Origin of the sequence: Klebsiella sp. (assembly GCF_027492335.1) — a bacterium.
Classification (GTDB): Bacteria; Pseudomonadota; Gammaproteobacteria; order Enterobacterales; family Enterobacteriaceae; genus Klebsiella; species Klebsiella huaxiensis.
The window spans coordinates 247825-266132 of record NZ_JAPUEW010000008.1; the positions used below are offsets into that span (position 1 = coordinate 247825).

Here is an 18308-nt window from a genome sequence, read left to right on the forward strand (position 1 = left end):
AAGCGATGGCTGAGTGAAATCAGCCGGAAGTGAAACCAGGCTCCTTAAGATTGTTCTCCGGTGCTGCCACCCGAGACAGGCCGCGCCGTGTAGTGACCTGGTTCAATTATCGAAGCAAGTTTGCAAGCAGGGTTATGAGGAACCAACATGTCTGAACAACAAGCACAAGGTGCCGATGAGGCAATTGACCTTAATAATGAACTGAAAACCCGTCGTGAAAAACTGGCCGCGCTGCGCGAGCAGGGCGTGGCGTTCCCGAACGATTTTCGTCGCGACCATACCTCTGACCAGCTCCATGCTGAATTCGATGGTAAGGACAACGACGAACTCACTTCTCTGAGCGTCGACGTCTCCGTTGCTGGCCGCATGATGACTCGCCGTATCATGGGGAAAGCCTCCTTCGTCACCTTACAGGACGTTGGCGGTCGCATTCAGCTATACGTTGCCCGCGACGACCTGCCGGAAGGCGTCTATAACGAGCAGTTTAAAAAATGGGACCTCGGCGACATCATCGCCGCGCGCGGTAAACTGTTTAAAACCCAGACCGGCGAACTCTCCATTCACTGCACCGAGCTGCGCCTGCTGACCAAAGCCCTGCGTCCGCTGCCGGACAAATTCCACGGCCTGCAGGATCAGGAAGCGCGCTACCGTCAGCGTTATCTCGATCTGATCTCCAACGAAGAGTCGCGCCACACCTTTAAGGTGCGCTCGCAGATCCTCGCGACTATGCGTCAATTTATGGTCGCGCGCGGCTTTATGGAAGTGGAAACCCCGATGATGCAGGTGATCCCCGGCGGCGCTTCGGCGCGTCCGTTTATCACCCATCATAATGCCCTCGATCTGGACATGTATCTGCGCATCGCGCCGGAGCTATACCTGAAACGGCTGGTGGTTGGCGGCTTCGAACGGGTTTTCGAGATCAACCGTAACTTTCGTAACGAAGGGATCTCCGTACGCCATAACCCTGAGTTCACCATGATGGAACTCTATATGGCGTATGCGGATTACAAGGATCTGATCGAACTGACCGAGTCGCTATTCCGCACGCTGGCGCAGACCGTACTGGGTAAAACCGAAGTGCCGTACGGCGACCAGATGTTCGACTTCGGCAAGCCGTTTGAAAAACTGACCATGCGCGAAGCGATTAAGAAATACCGTCCGGAAACTGAGATGGCGGATTTGGATAACTTCGACGCGGCGAAAGCGCTGGCGGAATCCATCGGCATTCATGTCGAGAAAAGTTGGGGACTGGGGCGTATCGTCACCGAGATCTTCGACGAAGTGGCGGAAGCGCACCTGATCCAGCCGACCTTTATCACCGAGTATCCGGCAGAAGTTTCGCCGCTGGCGCGCCGTAACGATGTGAACCCGGAAATCACCGATCGCTTCGAGTTCTTTATCGGCGGGCGTGAAATCGGTAACGGTTTTAGCGAGCTGAACGATGCCGAAGACCAGGCGCAGCGTTTTCTCGATCAGGTTAACGCCAAAGCGGCGGGCGATGACGAAGCGATGTTCTACGACGAAGACTACGTCACCGCGCTGGAATATGGCCTGCCACCGACCGCCGGTCTGGGGATTGGTATCGACCGTATGGTGATGCTGTTTACTAACAGCCATACCATTCGCGATGTGATCCTGTTCCCGGCCATGCGTCCGGTGAAATAAGTGCTATTGCAATAAACCCAACCCCGGTCTGGTGCCGGGGTTTTTTGCATCTACAGGGGCATTTATCCGACGCTGCCCCACACCATATTGCCTTTATGGAAGGTCGCGGCACGCGGCGAAATTCGCGCCACCGCCTCGGCGGAACAGGAAGCGTCAACCAGCACGAAGCTGGCTTCATCCTGCGCCCTGGGCCAGACGCGCTCGCCCTTATCATTGAGCGGCAGCACGTTGCCGGTGGCGATGGCCAGCGAACGGGAGAGCGTCTGCTCGTTGGGGCGAATATAGAGCTGGGCGTAAAGGTTAGCTTTTTCCAGCATGTCGCCGAGGCCATACGGCGACCAGTGATCGATAACGCTATCGGTACCGGTCATCACAAAGACGCCTTTATCACGCAGCTGTTTGAGCGGCATATGCAGCGTGCCGATGGGCACGGTGGAGGCAATGGTGATTTGCTGCGCCGCCATACGCGTGGCGATTTCATCTACCTGCTGCTCATTCATCATCGCCAGCGCGAAGGCGTGGCTGATGGTTAGCTTGCCTTTCAACTGCGGTGTTTTCTCGACGGTTTCCACCATATAATTCACCGCCGCTATGCCCGCCGGGCTAGTCTCGTGCAGGTGAATATCGACGCCTTTATCGTAATCGAGCGCAATCTGGAACATGGTATCGAGCGATTTCTCCATCGCGCCGTCGACGCTGGTCGGATCCAGCCCACCAACATAGTGTGCGCCGGCCTGCATCGCTTCACGCACCAGCGGTTCAGATTTCGACAGCAGCAGCCCATGCTGTGGAAAGGCGACGATCTCGCACGCAAAATCCGCCTGACGTCGCGCCAGCACCGCCTGAAGATTTTCGAGATTTTTCAGCCCGGAGACTGGCTCAATATTGCAGTGGCTGCGGGCGATGGTGGAGCCTTTGGACTGGATCAGGTCGATCAGTTTTTCGGCATGCGCTTGCGTGTAAGGCTGTAGCTCGGGCAGCAGCTTCTGCTCCAGCTTGATCATATCCTGAATCGTGGTGCCCGCCGGGCGGTTCAGCGATCGCCACGGGCCACCGTAGAAGGTTTTATCCAGGTGAATATGCATATCGCGCATCGCCGGCAGCATCAGCTTGCCACCTGCGTCATAGTGGGGAAGGGCGGTATCGGGATGGTTTTTATTACTTAACAGCGCCGCAATTTTGCCGTCGCGAATCTCCAGCGTTTGCCGTTCAGTGCGGGTGTGCACCGCAACCCCGTTCTCATACTCAAAGCCGCTTTCCAGCAGGACGTTGTCGAGATAGTAGTGGTTGTTGGCGATGCGATTGATGCTTTTATTTTCGCAGGTGCTCGCCGGAGTCTGGCTGTTCGCGGCATAGGCGGCCGGAACCGCACCACCGAACAGAGCGGCAGCGGTGACCATCTTACCGCTCTGGCTGAGAAACTCCCGGCGGCTATTGTCTCTATTCATCTCTCTTCCTTTTGTTTTAGAGCCTATCTTAGTCATGCACGATATGGGTTCCGGTTTCCCCGCGCAGCGCGGCGGCCAGGCGTTCCGGCGTGGTAATGATGACCCGTTTGCCGCCGTGTTGCAGGAACTCGAGGCTGGCGACGATTTTTGGCAGCATACTGCCCGCCGGGAAATGGCCTTCCTGCATATAGCGGGTCATTTCGCTGACGGTGGTTGTGCCCAGCGCCTGCTGATTGGGTTGACCAAAATGGATACAGACTTTTTCAACACCGGTGGTGATAACCAGAATATCGGCGCGGATCTCGCGGGCCAGCAGGGCGGTGGAGAGATCTTTGTCGATCACCGCATCGACGCTCTGATAATCCCCCTGCTCACCGCGCACCACCGGAATACCGCCGCCGCCTGCGCCAATCACGATAAAACCTTGCTGAGTCAGGGTTTTGATAGCAGCGGCCTCGACGATGCGTTGCGGCTCAGGAGAAGCCACGACCCGACGGTAACCGCGTCCTGAGTCTTCGACAAATCGCCAGTCTGGATGGGCATGCAGGAGCTCATCACGCTGGTTTTCATTAAAGAACGCGCCGATGGGTTTGGTCGGATGGGCAAAACCAGGATCGTTTTTATCCACCTCCACTTGCGTCACCACCGTCACCGCTTTTTGTTCGCCGCGTTTGGCGAGACGGTTGTTCAGCGCTTGTTGAATAAGATAGCCGATCCCACCCTGAGTATCGGCGACGCAGTTGGCCAGCGGGGTGAGCGGCAGACCCTCGCGCTCATGGGCGATTTCGGCGCGGCGTAAATCCAGCCCTACCTGCGGCCCGTTGCCGTGGGTGAGCACCACGTTGTAATCGGACGCCAGCATCTCCAGCACCGTATTGGCGACCGCTTTCACCGCCTGCGCCTGATGTTCAATCGACTGGCTGGCGTTGTCTTTGATTATGCTGTTGCCACCAATGGCAACGACCACAAGTTCTTTCATGGTGTAGGTTTCCAGTGCAGAAGGTGATGTGATTATTGTTGTTGGGTTTGCACCCTCTCCCTTTTAAAGGGAGAGGGTGCGTCCGTTATCCGTTGTAGCGTTCGCACCAGCTTAAAATCGCCTTCTCGAAGCAAGCGAACGGTGGATGAACAATCCCGGCACCAATCATGCCGATGCCCGCATCTTTATGCGCAATAGCGGTGTTGATCACCGGTAGAATGCCGCTGCTGCCGACGCGGGTGATATCGATAGCCGTCGGCACGCCCATAAAACCGAGCAGCGGGATGGTGACATTCGGGTTCTCGCCCAGCGTGATTTCGCGCATCTGGCGGGAGAAATCGATAGCCTCTTCCACCGTACCGCCCACCAGCGCCACAATTGCCGGGGCCGTCGCCATCGCAAAACCGCCGATGCCGTAGGTTTCGGTAATCGCGCTATCGCCAATATCCAGCCCCGAGTCTTCCGGCTTATATCCGGCAAACATTGGGCCAATCACCTGCTGTGCCGGGCCGGTAAACCATTGCCCCGGCAGGCCGCTGACCCGCAGGCCAAACTCGACGCCGTTGCGCGCCATAGTGGTGACCACGGTGCTGTATTCGATGCCGTGCGCTGCGTCCATCGCCGCTTTACACATCGCCATCCACGTCGGGCCGGAGAAGTAGTCGCTGCTGGCGACGAATTCAAACACTTCGCGCTGCTGCTCAACGGAGTAACCCGCCTGAATAATCCCTGGCGTCAGCGCCTGGATCAGCAGCGTGGTGCCCGCGTTGTTGCGGTTATGACACTCGTCGCCCATGTGCAGCGCCTGTGCCAGCATCAGCCGCAGGTCAATCTCGCCGATGATTTTCATCGCGTCGCGCAGCATCGGGCCCTGTACGTCACGCATCCAGTTCAGACGGTCGATCACGCTCTGGTCGTTAGCCCCCATGCGCAGGATCTTCGCCATCTGCTCGCTCATGTTGGTATAAGCGATGTTGCCGTAGGTTTTGTTCTCGACGATATGCATAAACATCGAAGCGGAGGTCACACCCGCCATCGACCCCACGCAGTCATGCTCGTGGCACGGCGAGAAGGTGATTTCGCCGGAAGCCGCCAGTACCGCCGCTTCGTCGATATCCTTCGCCAGCCCTTCAAACACCAGCGCCCCGGTGACCGCACCTTTCATTGCGCCGCACATATTTTCCCACTTCACCGGCGGGCCAGCGTGGAGAATGGTTTTCGGCGTCATGCCCGGCACCACGTTGATCGCTTGATCAAAGCCAATCAGCACCGGATGCGACTGAATAATACGTTCCAGCGCCTGCTGGTTGGCGTCGGCGATTTTCTCCGCCAGCGGCGAGTCGGCGATGCTATCCAGTGCGTTAACAATCTGCATATTGCCCTGGCCCGGCGGCGTCCAGTCGAGCTGGGTGACATTAACATGCTGCTTTTTCAGATCGTCGCTAAACATGGCGATACCGACGTTAATCACGTTCAACGGTTGGTTAAATAACTGGCTCATCAGGCGTTCTCCCCTTTGCAGATAAATTCACGCGCCAGCAATCCGGTATTGGTGCTGCTGCTGGCCAGAATGACGCCCGCGTCGCTTAACATCTGGCGCTGTTTTTCCAGCGATGGCGTATCAAGATCGGTCCCCAGCACGTAGCCGAGGATCGCAAGCTCTCGCCCTTCGGCGGCAGCGATCGCTTTTGTTTCTCGGATTGCCTCGATCGTTGAACCGACTGGATCCTCGTGCGAGCCAAAACCGAGCACGAAGTCCATCACGATGACGCCGACTTCAGGATCGCGCGCTTCCTGGAGCAGACGGCTGATGCGGTTAGTCGGGTCGATCATCGGATGCGGCTTGCCGTTGGTGAAGTCATCATCACCGAAATCGAGGAAGGTGTGTTTGACGCTGCGGTTAATGTCAGTCAGACGGAAGGCTGGGTCGGGCTGAATGTTGCTGTAAACGTCACCGTATTTTTCCATCACCGCAAACATCGTTTCATCGCACAGGGTGCCGCCGCAGAACAGGCCGCGAATATATTTTTGCTGTGGCGTGAGCTGCGCACGAACCTCGGCAATCAGCTTTCCGTTCAGTGGGTGCAGGTCTAAAGACTCTTTTTTCACGCCGCTCAGCAGAACCGCTTTCAGCGCCGCTTCTTTGGTCCCGCGTGCAAACTGTAGCCCTTGTTCATCCGCCGGAGGCTCAGCGCGACCAAGGAAGCAGGCGACCACCGGTTTACGGCAGCTTCGTGCACGTTCCAGTACTTTACGTGCCACCGCAGGGGCGGGCGGTTTAGAGACCAGCGCGATGATTTCAGTTTGCGGATCGTTTTCCAGCATGGCGATGGCGTCGAGCATCATCAGCCCGCCAATTCTTTCACTCAGGTCGCGTCCGCCGGTGCCGATCAGCTGTGAGATGCCGCCGCCGAAGTCGTGAATGCGCACGCTCAGCTCCTGGCTACCGGTGCCGGATGCGCCAATAATGCCGATATTACCGCGCCGCACCGCGTTGCCAAAGCACAGCGCCGCGCCGTTAATGATGGCGGTGCCGCAGTCCGGGCCCATAATCAGTAACCCTTTTTCATGCGCCAGCTGCTTAAGCGCCAGCTCATCTTCAATCGACACGTTGTCGGAAAACAGCATCACGTTGAGGTCATTTTGCAGCGCCTGACGCGCTTCGCGGGCGGCGAACAGACCGTTGACCGAAATCACCGCCAGGTTGCTCTCGGGTATATGCTTTTTGGCGCTGGCAAGGGTGGCGTAGCGCGCTTCGTGCGAGCCGCTGTCGGCCTTTTTAGTGAATAATTCTTCAATAGCCGCCAGCGTCTGCTCGTTATCGGCGCCGTTTTTGCCGTTGATAACGATCATCAGGTCGCCGTTTTTCGCCTCATCAAGCTCTGTCGTCAGCAGCCCGAGATTCTTCAGCACGCCCTTGTTCATCTCGGTCGCCATCGCCACAAACGCCTGCTCGACGCCGTCGAGTTGGTTGGCGCGTGTCGATATCGACATCAGCGACACGGAATCAAAATACGTGTTCTTTTTAATAACTATTTTGACTGACATAATTCCCTCCGTAGGTTTGGCTCAGCGCGCAGGCGTCCGCTATGCCATACAGCATGTCGCAGCCGGAACTTGAGCCAATATTTTTAATCTCGGCAATGGTCTGAATAGAAAAATGGTCCACCTGATTAATTATCTGGTTAATCAAGGTGGCAATACTTTCGCGATAACGCTGATGTAAAGCAGCTTCTAACGTTATTGCACTCAGCTGCGTAGTATTATTTTTGGCACTTTGTAGTGCAGTTAAAAATGCTTCCCGGTATTTTTCTGCCGGGTGGTCGGTAATAAATAAAATAATGCTTAGCCCTACAAGGTAATCATCCGCTGACGGCGTCAGGCCAATTCCCAACCCAATCATCTGGCTAACCGCCTGAGTGATGTTTTGTTTTTGCGTAATGGCGTTAAGTAATCTTTTTCGTCGCTCTTGCAATTCCCTGGCGAGCTCCCGATAAAAAGGATTGTCGCCGCGATAGAGGAATAACGTTTCATCCTCATGGAGTTGCAGGTGAATAAACTCTTGCCAGCGTGACCAGGGAATAGCCCCAAATCGCGCGGTATTCAGCGTCATTTTCGGCGTCTGCCAGCGAAAGCAGGTACCGGTATTTATCCAGATATTCTTGCCAACGCCGATGCCTGAATCACCAAATTCGACCGTTTCACCTGGCCGGAACAGGGTGTTTAAGTGTGTGAGCGCTAACCGACAGCTGTTGGGGGCGTTATCGTAGCCTTCGCCAAGCAGCGTCAGTAGCTGCTGCTCTGTCGGGAGCCAGATATTGACCGCCCGGGAAAAGACCTGCTCAATCCGTCCACTACCGCGTGCACAGAGAAAACCCTCATCTGCAGTTAGCGCTTGCACACATCGTGGTGTGAAGGTGTTGATAGCGCTGCTCCTGTTTATGCTCCCGCAGAAATTAGCAATTGGGCAATCTCTTCAAACCCTTTCTCCCGTGCCAGCTCCAGCGGGGTTTTGCCATATTTATCGGTCATATGCGGGCTGGCGTCGTGCTCCAGCAGCAGCTTAACAATAGCCTGCTGCGTCGGGCCGCCGTCATTGAGAACGATCGCTTCCAGCAGCGGCGTCCAGCCAACAAAGTTGGTGTGGTTGACGTTAATATCGGTCTCGGCCAGCAGTATTTTAACGATCTCAATATGGCCTTTTTCGCAGGCAGGCGTCAGGCCCACGCCGCCAAATCGGGTTAAACAGTTCAGATCCGGCTTTGCGGGGAGTATTAATTGCAGCAATTTAATATCGTTATTCAGGCAGCTGAGTAAAAAGGGATTGAGGCAGGTTCTGTCCTGCTGATTAATATCGACTCCGGCGGAAATTAACACAGAGACGCAGTCATAATGGTGATTCAGACTTGCCAGCGTAATGGCCGTTTGTCCCTGGCGATTGCTGGCATTAATATCGAAACCTTGTGTTAGACAGGTTTTTAATTGATTTAAATTACCTAGTTCAGCAGCCAGTAAATATTCATTCAGCAGATTTGGTGTGGTCATTATCATTCCCCTGATTTTTGTGGCTGTTTATTGGTGGTCTGAGAATAGCAACGAAATTATGAGAAAAGAACCCGCTTAAATTTTATTCGCCATAATCAGGTTGATTGTTGAATATTATTTAATAATCGATGCAGACTGTGCGTTAGTGCAACGTTTGTTTCTTTCCCTCTTTGTCCCTTAACTCAATCGGGTTTTGTTTCGATATAGTTTCCTCGCTGAAATACTTCATCAGGCCATTTTAATAAGAGGAGAGAGATATGAACGGACTCACCGCTACGGGGATTACGGTTGGCATCTGCGCTGGCGTCTGGCAGCTGATTTCCTCGCACGTTGGGCTGCAACACGGTTGGGAATTACTCGGTACCATTGGCTTTGTCGCCTTTTGTAGTTTTTACGCGGCGGGCGGCGGTAAAGAAGGCTGGGTAAAAAGTCTCTTCGTTAACTATTCCGGGGCCATCTGGGCGTATCTCGCCGCGCTGGCCGCGGGGGGGATTGCTTCAGCCACGGGAATTTCGGGCTTCTGGGCCAGCGTAATAACCACGGTGCCGTTTTCGGCGGTTATCGTCTGGCAGGGACGGTTTGCGCTCACTTCTTTTATTCCTGGCGGCTTCCTGGGGATGACGCTGTTTTTCGCCACCGGGCTGAACTGGACGGTGACGTTGTTGGGGTTCCTGGCCGGTAACTGCGTGGGCTTTATTTCCGAGTATAGCGGGCGAAAACTCAGCGAGGCGACGTCGAAGGAGAACGTGTAATAAGCCGCCAGTTTTTAAAAGATATTCAAAAATGGTTGCCCTGGCATCAGTACTGCCAATACATTTCCCAACTGTATGGGTAAATAAAAGCAGGAGCACCACATGAATTCCATTTTTACTGAAGAGAACCTGCTGGCGTTTACCACCGCAGCACGTTTCGGCAGCTTTAGTAAAGCCGCAGATGAGCTGGGGCTGACCACATCAGCCATTAGCTACACCATCAAACGGATGGAGGCGGGGCTGGACGTGGTGCTTTTTACCCGCAATACCCGCAGCATTGAGTTGACCGAATCCGGTTTTTATCTTTTTCGCAAAGCCACTGACCTGTTGAATGATTTTCACGCTATCAAGCGCAGCATCGATACCATCTCTCAGGGAATTGAAGCGCGGGTGCGCATCTGTATTAATCAGTTGCTCTATACGCCGCGCCACACGGCACGGCTGCTACAGGTGTTAAAAAAACAGTTTCCTACTTGCCAGATAACTGTGACCACCGAGGTCTATAACGGTGTCTGGGACTCGATGATTAATAATCAAGCGAATATCGCTATCGGTGCGCCGGATACCCTGCTCGACGGCGGCGGTATTGATTACACTGAGATCGGCTCGATCCGCTGGGTATTTGCTATTGCCCCGGATCATCCGTTGGCGTTTATGCCGGAGCCGATTTCCGAAAGCCAGCTACGCCTGTACCCCAATATCATGGTTGAGGATACCGCCAGCACCATTAATAAAAAGGTGGGCTGGCTGCTGCACGGTCAGGAGGCGATCCTGGTGCCGGACTTTAATACCAAATGCCAGTGCCAGATCCTCGGTGAAGGGATCGGATTTCTGCCGGATTATATGGCGCATGAAGCGATGGAGAAGAAATTGCTGGTGACCCGCCAGATCCACAACCCGCGACAGGACTCGGGAATGCTGCTGGCGACCCAGCACGCCGCGACCGGCCAGGTGACGCAATGGATCAAAAAAGGGTTTCGTCCGGGAGGGATATTAACGACGATTTATCAGGATTTACTCCATCGTCAGGAGACGCGAGAATAATATTCAGGCTTTTATTACGGTCGCGCTTACTCCTGACACCTTATGTGCTATAACAGCGCGCATAAAAAACATAAGGTGTTAATTAAATGAAAAATTTAAAGTTAATTGTTGGTGGCATGATCTGTGTTAGTTGTTTATTAACGTCAGTATCATTAATAGCGAGTGATAAAATAAACAGCAATGCCGTTCGTTTTGATAAAGGCAGCAACGGCACGATAATAAAAAGTACCGTGACCGGTGATGATAGTCATGATTTTACGCTGATGGCAAAATCGGGCCAGATGATGCATATCAGCATGAAGAGCCAGTGGCCGCATCCTTATTTTAACGTGATCACACCGGCTAACGAGGTGATTTATAACGGATCAATGAGCGGCGATGTTTTTGAGCAACGTCTTACTGCTGGTGGTAAATATACCGTGCGGGTTTATCAGATGGGGGGGGCGCGTGATGAAGGTAAAACCAGCACCTATGCGCTGACGTTTAAAATCACGGATTAATATTTCAACATGAGCGTTCGGCTTTCCCCGGATTGCGGCGTAAATGCCTTATACGGGCTACCGGATCGCAGATGGCGGTGAACCCGTAGCCCGGGCAAGGCGCGTTGAGCGCCGCCCCCGGGAGCAGAGCGCAGAGTGGCTGAATTTCCCGGAGGCGGCGCGTGACACGCCTGTCCGGGCTACCGATCTGCCCACGGCAGTGAACCCCTGGCCCGGGAAGCCGTAGCGGACTGCCCTCCTGGATTGTGGTGTAAACCCCCGAACCGGGCTACAGCCCTTCGGTCACGATTTTTGCCGCTGCGGCTAATACCTCTTTGCGGCTTTTCGCATCCTGCTGTGGTTGGGTGAAATAAGTGACTAACACCAGCGGGGCATGATTTTCCGGCCAGATAACGGCGATATCATTGGTCGTGCCGTAATCACCGGCGCCGGTTTTATCTCCCACGACCCAGCCTGCAGGCAGCCCCGCGCTAATGCTCTGCCCGCCGGTGGTGTTGCCTTTCAACCATGTCACTAACTGGGCGCGCTGCTGTTCACCCAGAGCATTACCCAGCGTCAGCTTGTGCAGGCTTTCGGCCATCGCCAGCGGCGTGGTGGTATCGCGTTCATCACCCGGGATCGCGGTGTTCAGCGCAGGCTCCGTACGATCAAGACGAAAAGTGACATCGCCAATGCTGCGGGCGAATGCGGTCACTTTGTCTGGTCCGCCAAGATAACCAATCATCTTATTCATCGCGGTGTTATCGCTATATTGCAGGGTTGCGGCGCTTAATTCCGCCAGCGTCATTCCGCTCTGCAGATGTTTTTCGGTCACCGGACTCCAGACCACCAAATCTGATTTCTTAATCTCCAGTCTTTTATTCAATACTTGATTATCGACTTCGCTTTGCTTTAACACCGCGGCAGCGGCCATCACTTTACCGGTGCTGCACATGGCAAAACGTTCATCTCCGCGATATAAGATTTGAGAATTATCTGTAGTATTAATCAGCGCTACGCCCAGCCTGCCGCCGGAGCTTTTTTCTAAATCAGTCAGCTTCTGCTGAATAGCATCGGCATTGGCCCATAATGAACTGCTACAGAGCAATAAAGGCAAGGCGGCGGCAATCAGGGCGGTTTTACGCCACGAACATTTAATCATCTCTGGCTCCTTGATAGTGATTAGCTGCCCGGACTATCCGCGACATCTTGTATTTTGACAAGTGGTAATTCGATGATGGAATTCCATCATTAATTCGTTATTCCTCACCCTTAGCGCCTGCTTATAGTGTCCTTTGTGTATACCCCATAAAAACAAGGAGCCGCTATGTTCCCGTCTCAGTTACCGAAACCGCGCCATCACGCCGCGCAATCTGTCCCTGTTCTGCGCTGGGGAATTATTGGCCCCGGATGGATTGCCGAGCGTTTTGTAAAATCTTTAAAAGAGCAGAGCCGTCAGCAGGTTGTCGCCGTGGCCTCGCGCACGCAACAAAAGGCCGACAGTTTTGCTGCACAGTGGGCGATCCCTCAGGCTTACGCTCAGGTGGATGAGATGCTGGCGCGTCCGGATATTGATGCAGTGTATATTGCCACGCCGCACAATCACCATTTCCCGGACGGGCTGCGGGTACTAAAAGCGGGTAAGCATGTGCTGATTGAAAAGCCTTTTGCGCTGAACCGGCGGGAAGGGGCCGCGCTACAAGCCGAAGCGGCAAAGCGGGGCAAGTTGGCGATGGAGGCGATGTGGTGCGACTACGCGCCGAAATATGATGTGATTCGCCAACTGCTGGATGACGGCGTACTGGGCGATCTGCATACGCTGCTCGCCGATCACGGGGAGTTCTTTACGCCGGATCATCGCATTTTTAATGCCGACCTCGCCGGTGGTCCGATGATGGATCTTGGCAGCTATCTGACCTCGTTTAGCGTCATGGTTGGCGGTGTGCCGCAGGATATTATCGCCCGCGGGCGTCCAGCCCAGAAAGGCGTCAACGGGCAAATTTCGATGCTTTTTAACTGGGAAGAGGGCTTGCAAGGGCTGCTGAACACCACGCTATTCAGCAATACGCCGGGCGGCGCGGTGGTGGCCGGGCGCAATGCGACTCTGACCCTTGATGGGCAGTTTTACGCGCCGGGGAATTTTACCCTCACCGCCAGCCAGGGCGGCAATGTGTTGCGCTGGGAAGAGCCGCGTAATCGCTATGACCAGCTGTTTTATCAGGCCGAGCATTTTGCCTGGTGCGTCGGGCAGGGATTAACGAATTCGCCGATCCGCCCGTTGGCCAGGGTGCTGGAAAACCTGAGCGTAATGGATGAAGTGCGGCGGCAGATTGGCGTGGTATTTAACGAAGAGCGCTAGTGGCGCGGTGCTTGCCCCGTATACCGTCAGGTATACGGGGCTTTTTTACGACAGGTCGACGCTAACAAATTGCTCCTGTTGCAGCGAGAGCACGGCGGCCTCGGCGATAGCCTGCGCTTGCAGGCCGTCCAGCAGCCCCGGCAGGTCCGGTACGTTTTCCCCGCGCAGCGATCGGACAAAGGCATCCATGTGCTGATAATACGAACCCTGGACACGGCTGAACCAGTCCGGATACAGACCGGGCTGAATGCAGCGATCTCCTTGCCACAGCGTCACGCCGCGTGATGTCTGGCTGCCGGACTCTACCACGCCATCCGCTCCAAGCAGGCTAACGCGTTCATCGTAGCCGTGGCCGGTACGCCGGGTATTGTCCAGCTGAGCCAGCCCGCCGCCGCGCATTCTCAGCAGCAGAATGGAGGTGTCGACATCATCGAACCCGGCGATCTCCGGCTGCGCCAGCGCGCCTCCCATGGCGGCGACGGTCGTCACTTCATCGCCGGTAAGAAAACGCAGCAGGTCAAAAAAGTGAATCGCCTGGTCGCGCATCTGGCCGCCGGAGCTGCGCAGATACTCGAGCGGCGGCATAACCGATGCCCGGCACACCATCTGTACCAGCTCGATTTTGCCGATAACGCCAGCCTCAACCTGACGGCGCAACTGCTGATGGCTGGCGTCAAAGCGGCGGTTAAACCCCACGGTTACCGGCACTTTGAGCGGCAACACTTTCTCGACAACCTCCCGTGCGCGAGCCAGCGAAAGATCGATGGGTTTTTCGCAGTAGACGGCTTTCCCGGCGCGCGCGGCGGCCTCCAGCAGCTCCGCGTGCGATGGGGTTGAGCTGGCGATCAGCACCGCATCAATCGCATCGCTATTGATGGCCTCGGCGACGGTTACCGCCCGCGCGCTGTAACGGGAGGCCAGCGCTTTCGCCCGATTGGGGTCGGCATCAGCCACCATGGCCAGAACGGTATGTTCATGGCGAGCAAGGCTGGCGGCGTGAACCTGGCCGATAAAACCGCTGCCTAACAGTGCAAAACGAATGCAGGTCATTTTTCTTCTCCAGAAAAAGGGATTTACCGCTGCCAAAGTAATCCGTTTGCTACACTGACCGACACAGGCGTTTTGATGGATTTCCATCATGGTGAGGGGAGCGATGAAAAGTATTTCGCTGGAGGAACTGGCTAAGCAGATTGGCGTTGGTGTGGCGACTGTTGATCGGGTGCTTAACGAGCGCGGCGGCGTATCGCCGGAAACCACCCGCAGAGTGTTGCAGGCGGCCCGCGAAGCCGGGCTGAAGCGGATTTTGCCACAAGAGCGTCGCCTACCGTGGCAAATCGAAGTGCTCCTCAGCGCTAATGATTCGTTGTTTTTCTCCCGCCTGACGCAGGATTTCGCCGACGTGGCGGATAGTCTTGGCTATCGTCGTCTTACGCTGCACCGCACGCTGGTGGCGGAATCTGAGCCAGAAAAATTGGCGAAAAGCATTATCCGCAGCAGTAAAAAGCGCCATGCGATCATTGTCTTTGGCAACGAACATCCGCGGGTCTACGAGGCGTTGCGTCAATGCCGAGAGGCAAACGTGCCGGTGATTACGCTGGTCACCGACCTTCCGCAAGCGCAGAGGCTCTGTCATGTGGGGATTAATCAGCAGCAGGCTGGACGCACCGCAGGCATGATGATGGGACTGATGGCCCATCGTTCCGGCGAAGTGCTGATGATCTGCGGTCGCCAGGACTTCAGCGCTCATCGCTCGCGTATTCAGGGCTTTCGCGATGTGATTAGCCAACGTTTTCCTCATCTACAACTGGGTGAAGTACTGGCGGGGGAGGATAACCGACAGCAAATCGACCGCCTGCTGGAGAAAGCCCTGAACCGTAATCGCGATGTCGTCGGCATTTACAATACCGGCCTTGGCAATACGCAGGTGGCGCAGGCGCTGGCCCGCCATCGTCGCTACGGCGAATGCTGCTGGATTACCCATGAACGATACAGCACCACCCGTGAGCAGTTGGCGCAGGGGGGAATGGCATTGACGCTCGATCAAAACCCTCGCCAGCACGCCCAACTGGCGGTGGAACTGGCCCTGCGCCATCTTGAGACCGGCTATCAACCGGATGTTTTTAGCGATGGTAGGGTCGAATTTATCCTCTATAGCGCTGAAAACGTCGACTGAGCGCTCTTATTCTTCTTTTTGAACTCCCCGCAAGGCTTATCTCACAGCGCCCCAAATCGTCGCCTGTCTCTCATTTTTTGCGCATTTATGCGTCAATGTTAGATGTGTGTCAAAGTTCTGTTAACGTGCGGTTTTAAAATTTTCATTTCAGTTATTTACTTATAAAAGTTTCATATGTGTTGTTAATGAAATAAATGGTCTGGAATGTTTCTTTCGTAATAAATGGACTGATGTTTCAAAAACACATTCTAAAACAACTAAATTTTGTGATTCCGATCAACAGTGAAAAATGCGCCAGCACGCGGTCCGTTTTTTCGAAAAGCTGAAAAAGCAGGCGCTTAACGCACAATTAATGAAACTAATTTTTCATTTTATCTTACCTAACCGATGTACCTGTAAATAAAGGATCAACTATGAATATCAAGAAAACGGTTGTTGCCTCTTTGATAGCCTGCATGCTGCCAGCGGTCGTGATGGCGAAAGATATTTCGGTCGGTGTGTCTATGGCGCTATTTGATGACAACTTCCTGACGATTCTGCGCACCGCGATGCAAAAAGAGATGCAAAAAGATGGAGTTAAGTCGCAGGTCGAAGATGCCAAAGGCGACGTCTCGCAGCAGCTACAGCAGGTACAAAATTTTATTGGCCAGGGCGTCGATGTGATTATCGTCAACCCGGTCGACACCAACGCGGTGAAGCCGATTATGGACCAGGCCACCAAAGCCGGTATTCCGCTGGTCTTTGTTAACCGCCGCCCACAGGCGCAGCTGACCGACAAAATGGCCTACGTCGGCTCTGACTCGGTGCTGGCGGGGCGCTTACAGATGGAAGCGTTAGCCAAGGCGATGAACGGTAAAGGCAACGTCGCCATTCTGCTCGGCGACCTGGCGAATGAATCGACCCGCGACCGCACCAAAGGCGTCGAAGAGGTGGTGGCGAAGTACCCGGATATCAAAATTGTGCAAAAACAGACCGCCAAATTTATGCGTAACGATGCCGTTGACGTGGTCAGCAACTGGATGACCAGCGGTGAAGACATTCAGGCTATCGCGTCCAACAACGATGAAATGGCCATCGGTGCGCTGCAGGCGCTGGGTAAAAACCCGAACCATATTCTGATTGCCGGAGTGGATGGCACGCCCGATGCGCTGCAAATGCTCAAAAACGGCAAGATGATCGCCACGATTTTCCAGGACGCGAAAGGGCAGGGCGAAGGCGCGGTTGATGCCGCCGTTAAGCTCGCTAACGGCGAGAAAGTGGAAAAGGTCATCGACGTTCCCTACCAGCTGATCACCAAAGACAACATGGCTGAGTTTGTGAACCGCAACCAGAAATAATTGCTCAGTGGTTTGGAGGTGGACGTATGAACGCTTTTGCACTTGAAGCCGAAGGTATCAGCAAGTTCTTCCCCGGCGTGAAGGCGCTCGACAACGTCTCATTACGCGTGCGCCCGGGGACGGTGCACGCGCTGATGGGCGAAAACGGCGCCGGGAAATCGACGTTAATGAAATGCCTTATCGGGATCTATCGCCCCGATAAAGGCGCGATCCGCGTCAAAGGAGAGCCGGTCCAGTTTCAGGATACGATGGACGCGCTGCGCTCCGGGATCTCGATGATCCACCAGGAGCTTAATCTGGTGCCGCATATGACGGTGGCGGAAAATATCTGGCTGGGCCGTGAGCCGATGAAATATGGCTTTGTCGATCATCGCCAGCTTACCCGCCAGACTCAGGAACTGCTGAATAAACTGAATATCCGTTTATCCGCTGACCGGCTGGTGGGGGAGTTAAGTATCGCTGCCCAGCAGATGGTGGAAATTGCCAAAGCGGTTTCCTGGAACGCGGATATTGTGATTATGGATGAGCCGACCTCGGCATTAACCGAGAGCGAAGTAGCGCACCTGTTTACGATTATTCGCGATTTGCGCCAGCAGGGAAAAGCCATTATTTACATCAGCCATAAGATGGACGAGATATTCGCGATTACCGATGAAATCAGCGTATTTCGCGATGGCACCTGGGTTGGCAGTCAAAATACCACCGAGTTTACTCGCCAGTCGCTGATTACCCAGATGGTTGGCCGGGAGCTTACTCAGCTCTTTCCCAAGTTTAATAACACCATTGGCGAAGAGGTGCTGACGGTGCGCAATTTGACGCGTAAAGGGGTCTTTCACGATATCAACTTTAGCGTACGGCGCGGCGAAATCCTCGGCGTGGCCGGGCTGGTGGGCGCCGGGCGTAGCGAAGTCATGGAAAGCCTGTTCGGCATGGAGCAAGCCGATAGCGGCGAAGTACTGATAGACGGAATGCCGGTTAATATCGATTCGCCGTCAACGGCCATCGAAAAAGGCATGGCGCTGCTCACCGAAGACCGCAAAAAGTCAGGCCTGTTCCTGGTGTTATCGGTCCTCGAGAATATGAGTATCGTCAAAATGCCGGAATATATTGGTAAAACCGGTTTTGTTCAGCATCTCAAAATGGCCGAAGACTGCATGGAGCAGATCCGCCGCCTGAATATTAAAACTCCAACCATGGATCAGATTATTAATAACCTCAGCGGTGGTAATCAGCAAAAAGTGCTGATTGCCCGCTGGCTTTTAGCCCAGCCGAAAATACTGATTCTCGATGAGCCAACGCGCGGAATCGACGTGGGGGCGAAAGCGGAAATTTATCATCTGATCAGCGAACTGGCGAACCGCGGCGTGGCGGTGATTATGGTCTCTTCTGAATTACCTGAAATTCTCGGCATGAGCGACCGGGTGATGGTGATGCATGAAGGGCGTATTACCGGCATCCTCGATAAAGAGGACGCCGACCAGGAAACCATTTTGTCGTTGGCATCCCATTGAGGCACAGAGAATGAGC

General features: G+C 54.5%; 16 protein-coding genes. 8 read left to right on the forward strand and 8 right to left on the reverse strand.

Annotated features, from left to right (window positions below; genetic code table 11):
* Positions 1 to 147: 147 nt before the first annotated feature.
* Entirely contained in the window at positions 148 to 1665 is a 1518-nt protein-coding gene (gene lysS / locus QVF11_RS03180) for a lysine--tRNA ligase (RefSeq protein WP_112215377.1), read from the forward strand.
* 62 nt (positions 1666 to 1727) lie between these two features.
* Here the strand turns inward: lysS and QVF11_RS03185 are convergent, their stop codons facing one another.
* The 6 genes from QVF11_RS03185 to QVF11_RS03210 all read right to left on the reverse strand — a co-directional run bounded on the left by QVF11_RS03185 (position 1728) and on the right by QVF11_RS03210 (position 8637).
* A complete protein-coding gene (locus QVF11_RS03185) occupies positions 1728 to 3113 on the reverse strand; it encodes an amidohydrolase family protein (protein WP_287855198.1) in 1386 nt (461 codons plus the stop codon).
* A gap of 28 nt (positions 3114 to 3141) precedes the next feature.
* Positions 3142 to 4092 (reverse strand): carbamate kinase family protein, encoded by a 951-nt coding sequence (locus QVF11_RS03190; RefSeq protein ID WP_287855199.1) that lies wholly within the window; start codon positions 4090 to 4092, stop codon positions 3142 to 3144.
* An 85-nt stretch (positions 4093 to 4177) separates the two neighbouring features.
* Positions 4178 to 5593, reverse strand: coding sequence for a YlbE family protein (locus QVF11_RS03195; RefSeq protein WP_287855200.1), 1416 nt, complete (start codon positions 5591 to 5593; stop codon positions 4178 to 4180).
* The gene (gene fdrA, locus QVF11_RS03200) at positions 5593 to 7140 is read right to left on the reverse strand and encodes an acyl-CoA synthetase FdrA (RefSeq protein ID WP_287855201.1); all 1548 of its coding nucleotides are present in this window, start codon (positions 7138 to 7140) and stop codon (positions 5593 to 5595) included. The genes QVF11_RS03195 and fdrA overlap by 1 nt, the downstream gene beginning before the upstream one ends.
* Complete coding sequence (locus tag QVF11_RS03205; protein WP_287855202.1) at positions 7118 to 7993, reverse strand: oxamate carbamoyltransferase subunit AllH family protein; 876 nt, start codon at positions 7991 to 7993, stop codon at positions 7118 to 7120. The genes fdrA and QVF11_RS03205 overlap by 23 nt, the downstream gene beginning before the upstream one ends.
* A 38-nt stretch (positions 7994 to 8031) precedes the next feature.
* Positions 8032 to 8637, reverse strand: a complete 606-nt coding sequence (locus tag QVF11_RS03210; RefSeq protein WP_112215371.1) for an ankyrin repeat domain-containing protein — start codon at positions 8635 to 8637, stop codon at positions 8032 to 8034.
* A gap of 257 nt (positions 8638 to 8894) precedes the next feature.
* Between QVF11_RS03210 and QVF11_RS03215 the strand changes: the two genes are divergently transcribed.
* The 3 genes from QVF11_RS03215 to QVF11_RS03225 all read left to right on the forward strand — a co-directional run bounded on the left by QVF11_RS03215 (position 8895) and on the right by QVF11_RS03225 (position 10933).
* A complete protein-coding gene (locus QVF11_RS03215) occupies positions 8895 to 9389 on the forward strand; it encodes a DUF1097 domain-containing protein (protein WP_287855203.1) in 495 nt (164 codons plus the stop codon).
* A gap of 102 nt (positions 9390 to 9491) precedes the next feature.
* On the forward strand, positions 9492 to 10433 hold the full coding sequence (locus tag QVF11_RS03220; protein ID WP_112215369.1) for a LysR substrate-binding domain-containing protein: 942 nt from the start codon (positions 9492 to 9494) through the stop codon (positions 10431 to 10433).
* Between the two features lie 86 nt (positions 10434 to 10519).
* Complete coding sequence (locus QVF11_RS03225) at positions 10520 to 10933, forward strand: DNA breaking-rejoining protein (protein WP_112215367.1); 414 nt, start codon at positions 10520 to 10522, stop codon at positions 10931 to 10933.
* A gap of 268 nt (positions 10934 to 11201) precedes the next feature.
* Here QVF11_RS03225 and QVF11_RS03230 read toward each other — a convergent pair whose 3' ends face one another.
* Positions 11202 to 12074, reverse strand: coding sequence for an extended-spectrum class A beta-lactamase OXY-8-4 (locus tag QVF11_RS03230; RefSeq protein ID WP_287855204.1), 873 nt, complete (start codon positions 12072 to 12074; stop codon positions 11202 to 11204).
* A gap of 165 nt (positions 12075 to 12239) precedes the next feature.
* Between QVF11_RS03230 and QVF11_RS03235 the strand changes: the two genes are divergently transcribed.
* Positions 12240 to 13271, forward strand: a complete 1032-nt coding sequence (locus tag QVF11_RS03235) for a Gfo/Idh/MocA family protein (RefSeq protein WP_287855205.1) — start codon at positions 12240 to 12242, stop codon at positions 13269 to 13271.
* A 45-nt stretch (positions 13272 to 13316) separates the two neighbouring features.
* Here QVF11_RS03235 and QVF11_RS03240 read toward each other — a convergent pair whose 3' ends face one another.
* Positions 13317 to 14321, reverse strand: coding sequence for a Gfo/Idh/MocA family oxidoreductase (locus tag QVF11_RS03240; protein WP_287855206.1), 1005 nt, complete (start codon positions 14319 to 14321; stop codon positions 13317 to 13319).
* A 103-nt stretch (positions 14322 to 14424) separates the two neighbouring features.
* On the opposite strand from QVF11_RS03240, the gene QVF11_RS03245 reads away from it, so the two are divergent.
* The 3 genes from QVF11_RS03245 (at position 14425) to QVF11_RS03255 (ending at position 18292) form a co-directional block, all read left to right on the forward strand.
* Positions 14425 to 15444, forward strand: coding sequence for a LacI family DNA-binding transcriptional regulator (locus QVF11_RS03245; RefSeq protein ID WP_287855207.1), 1020 nt, complete (start codon positions 14425 to 14427; stop codon positions 15442 to 15444).
* Between the two features lie 413 nt (positions 15445 to 15857).
* Positions 15858 to 16781 (forward strand): sugar ABC transporter substrate-binding protein, encoded by a 924-nt coding sequence (locus QVF11_RS03250; protein WP_112215362.1) that lies wholly within the window; start codon positions 15858 to 15860, stop codon positions 16779 to 16781.
* Between the two features lie 26 nt (positions 16782 to 16807).
* Positions 16808 to 18292 carry a sugar ABC transporter ATP-binding protein gene (locus QVF11_RS03255; protein WP_287855208.1) on the forward strand — a complete coding sequence of 495 codons (1485 nt, stop codon included), beginning with the start codon at positions 16808 to 16810 and terminating at the stop codon, positions 18290 to 18292.
* Positions 18293 to 18308: the final 16 nt, after the last annotated feature.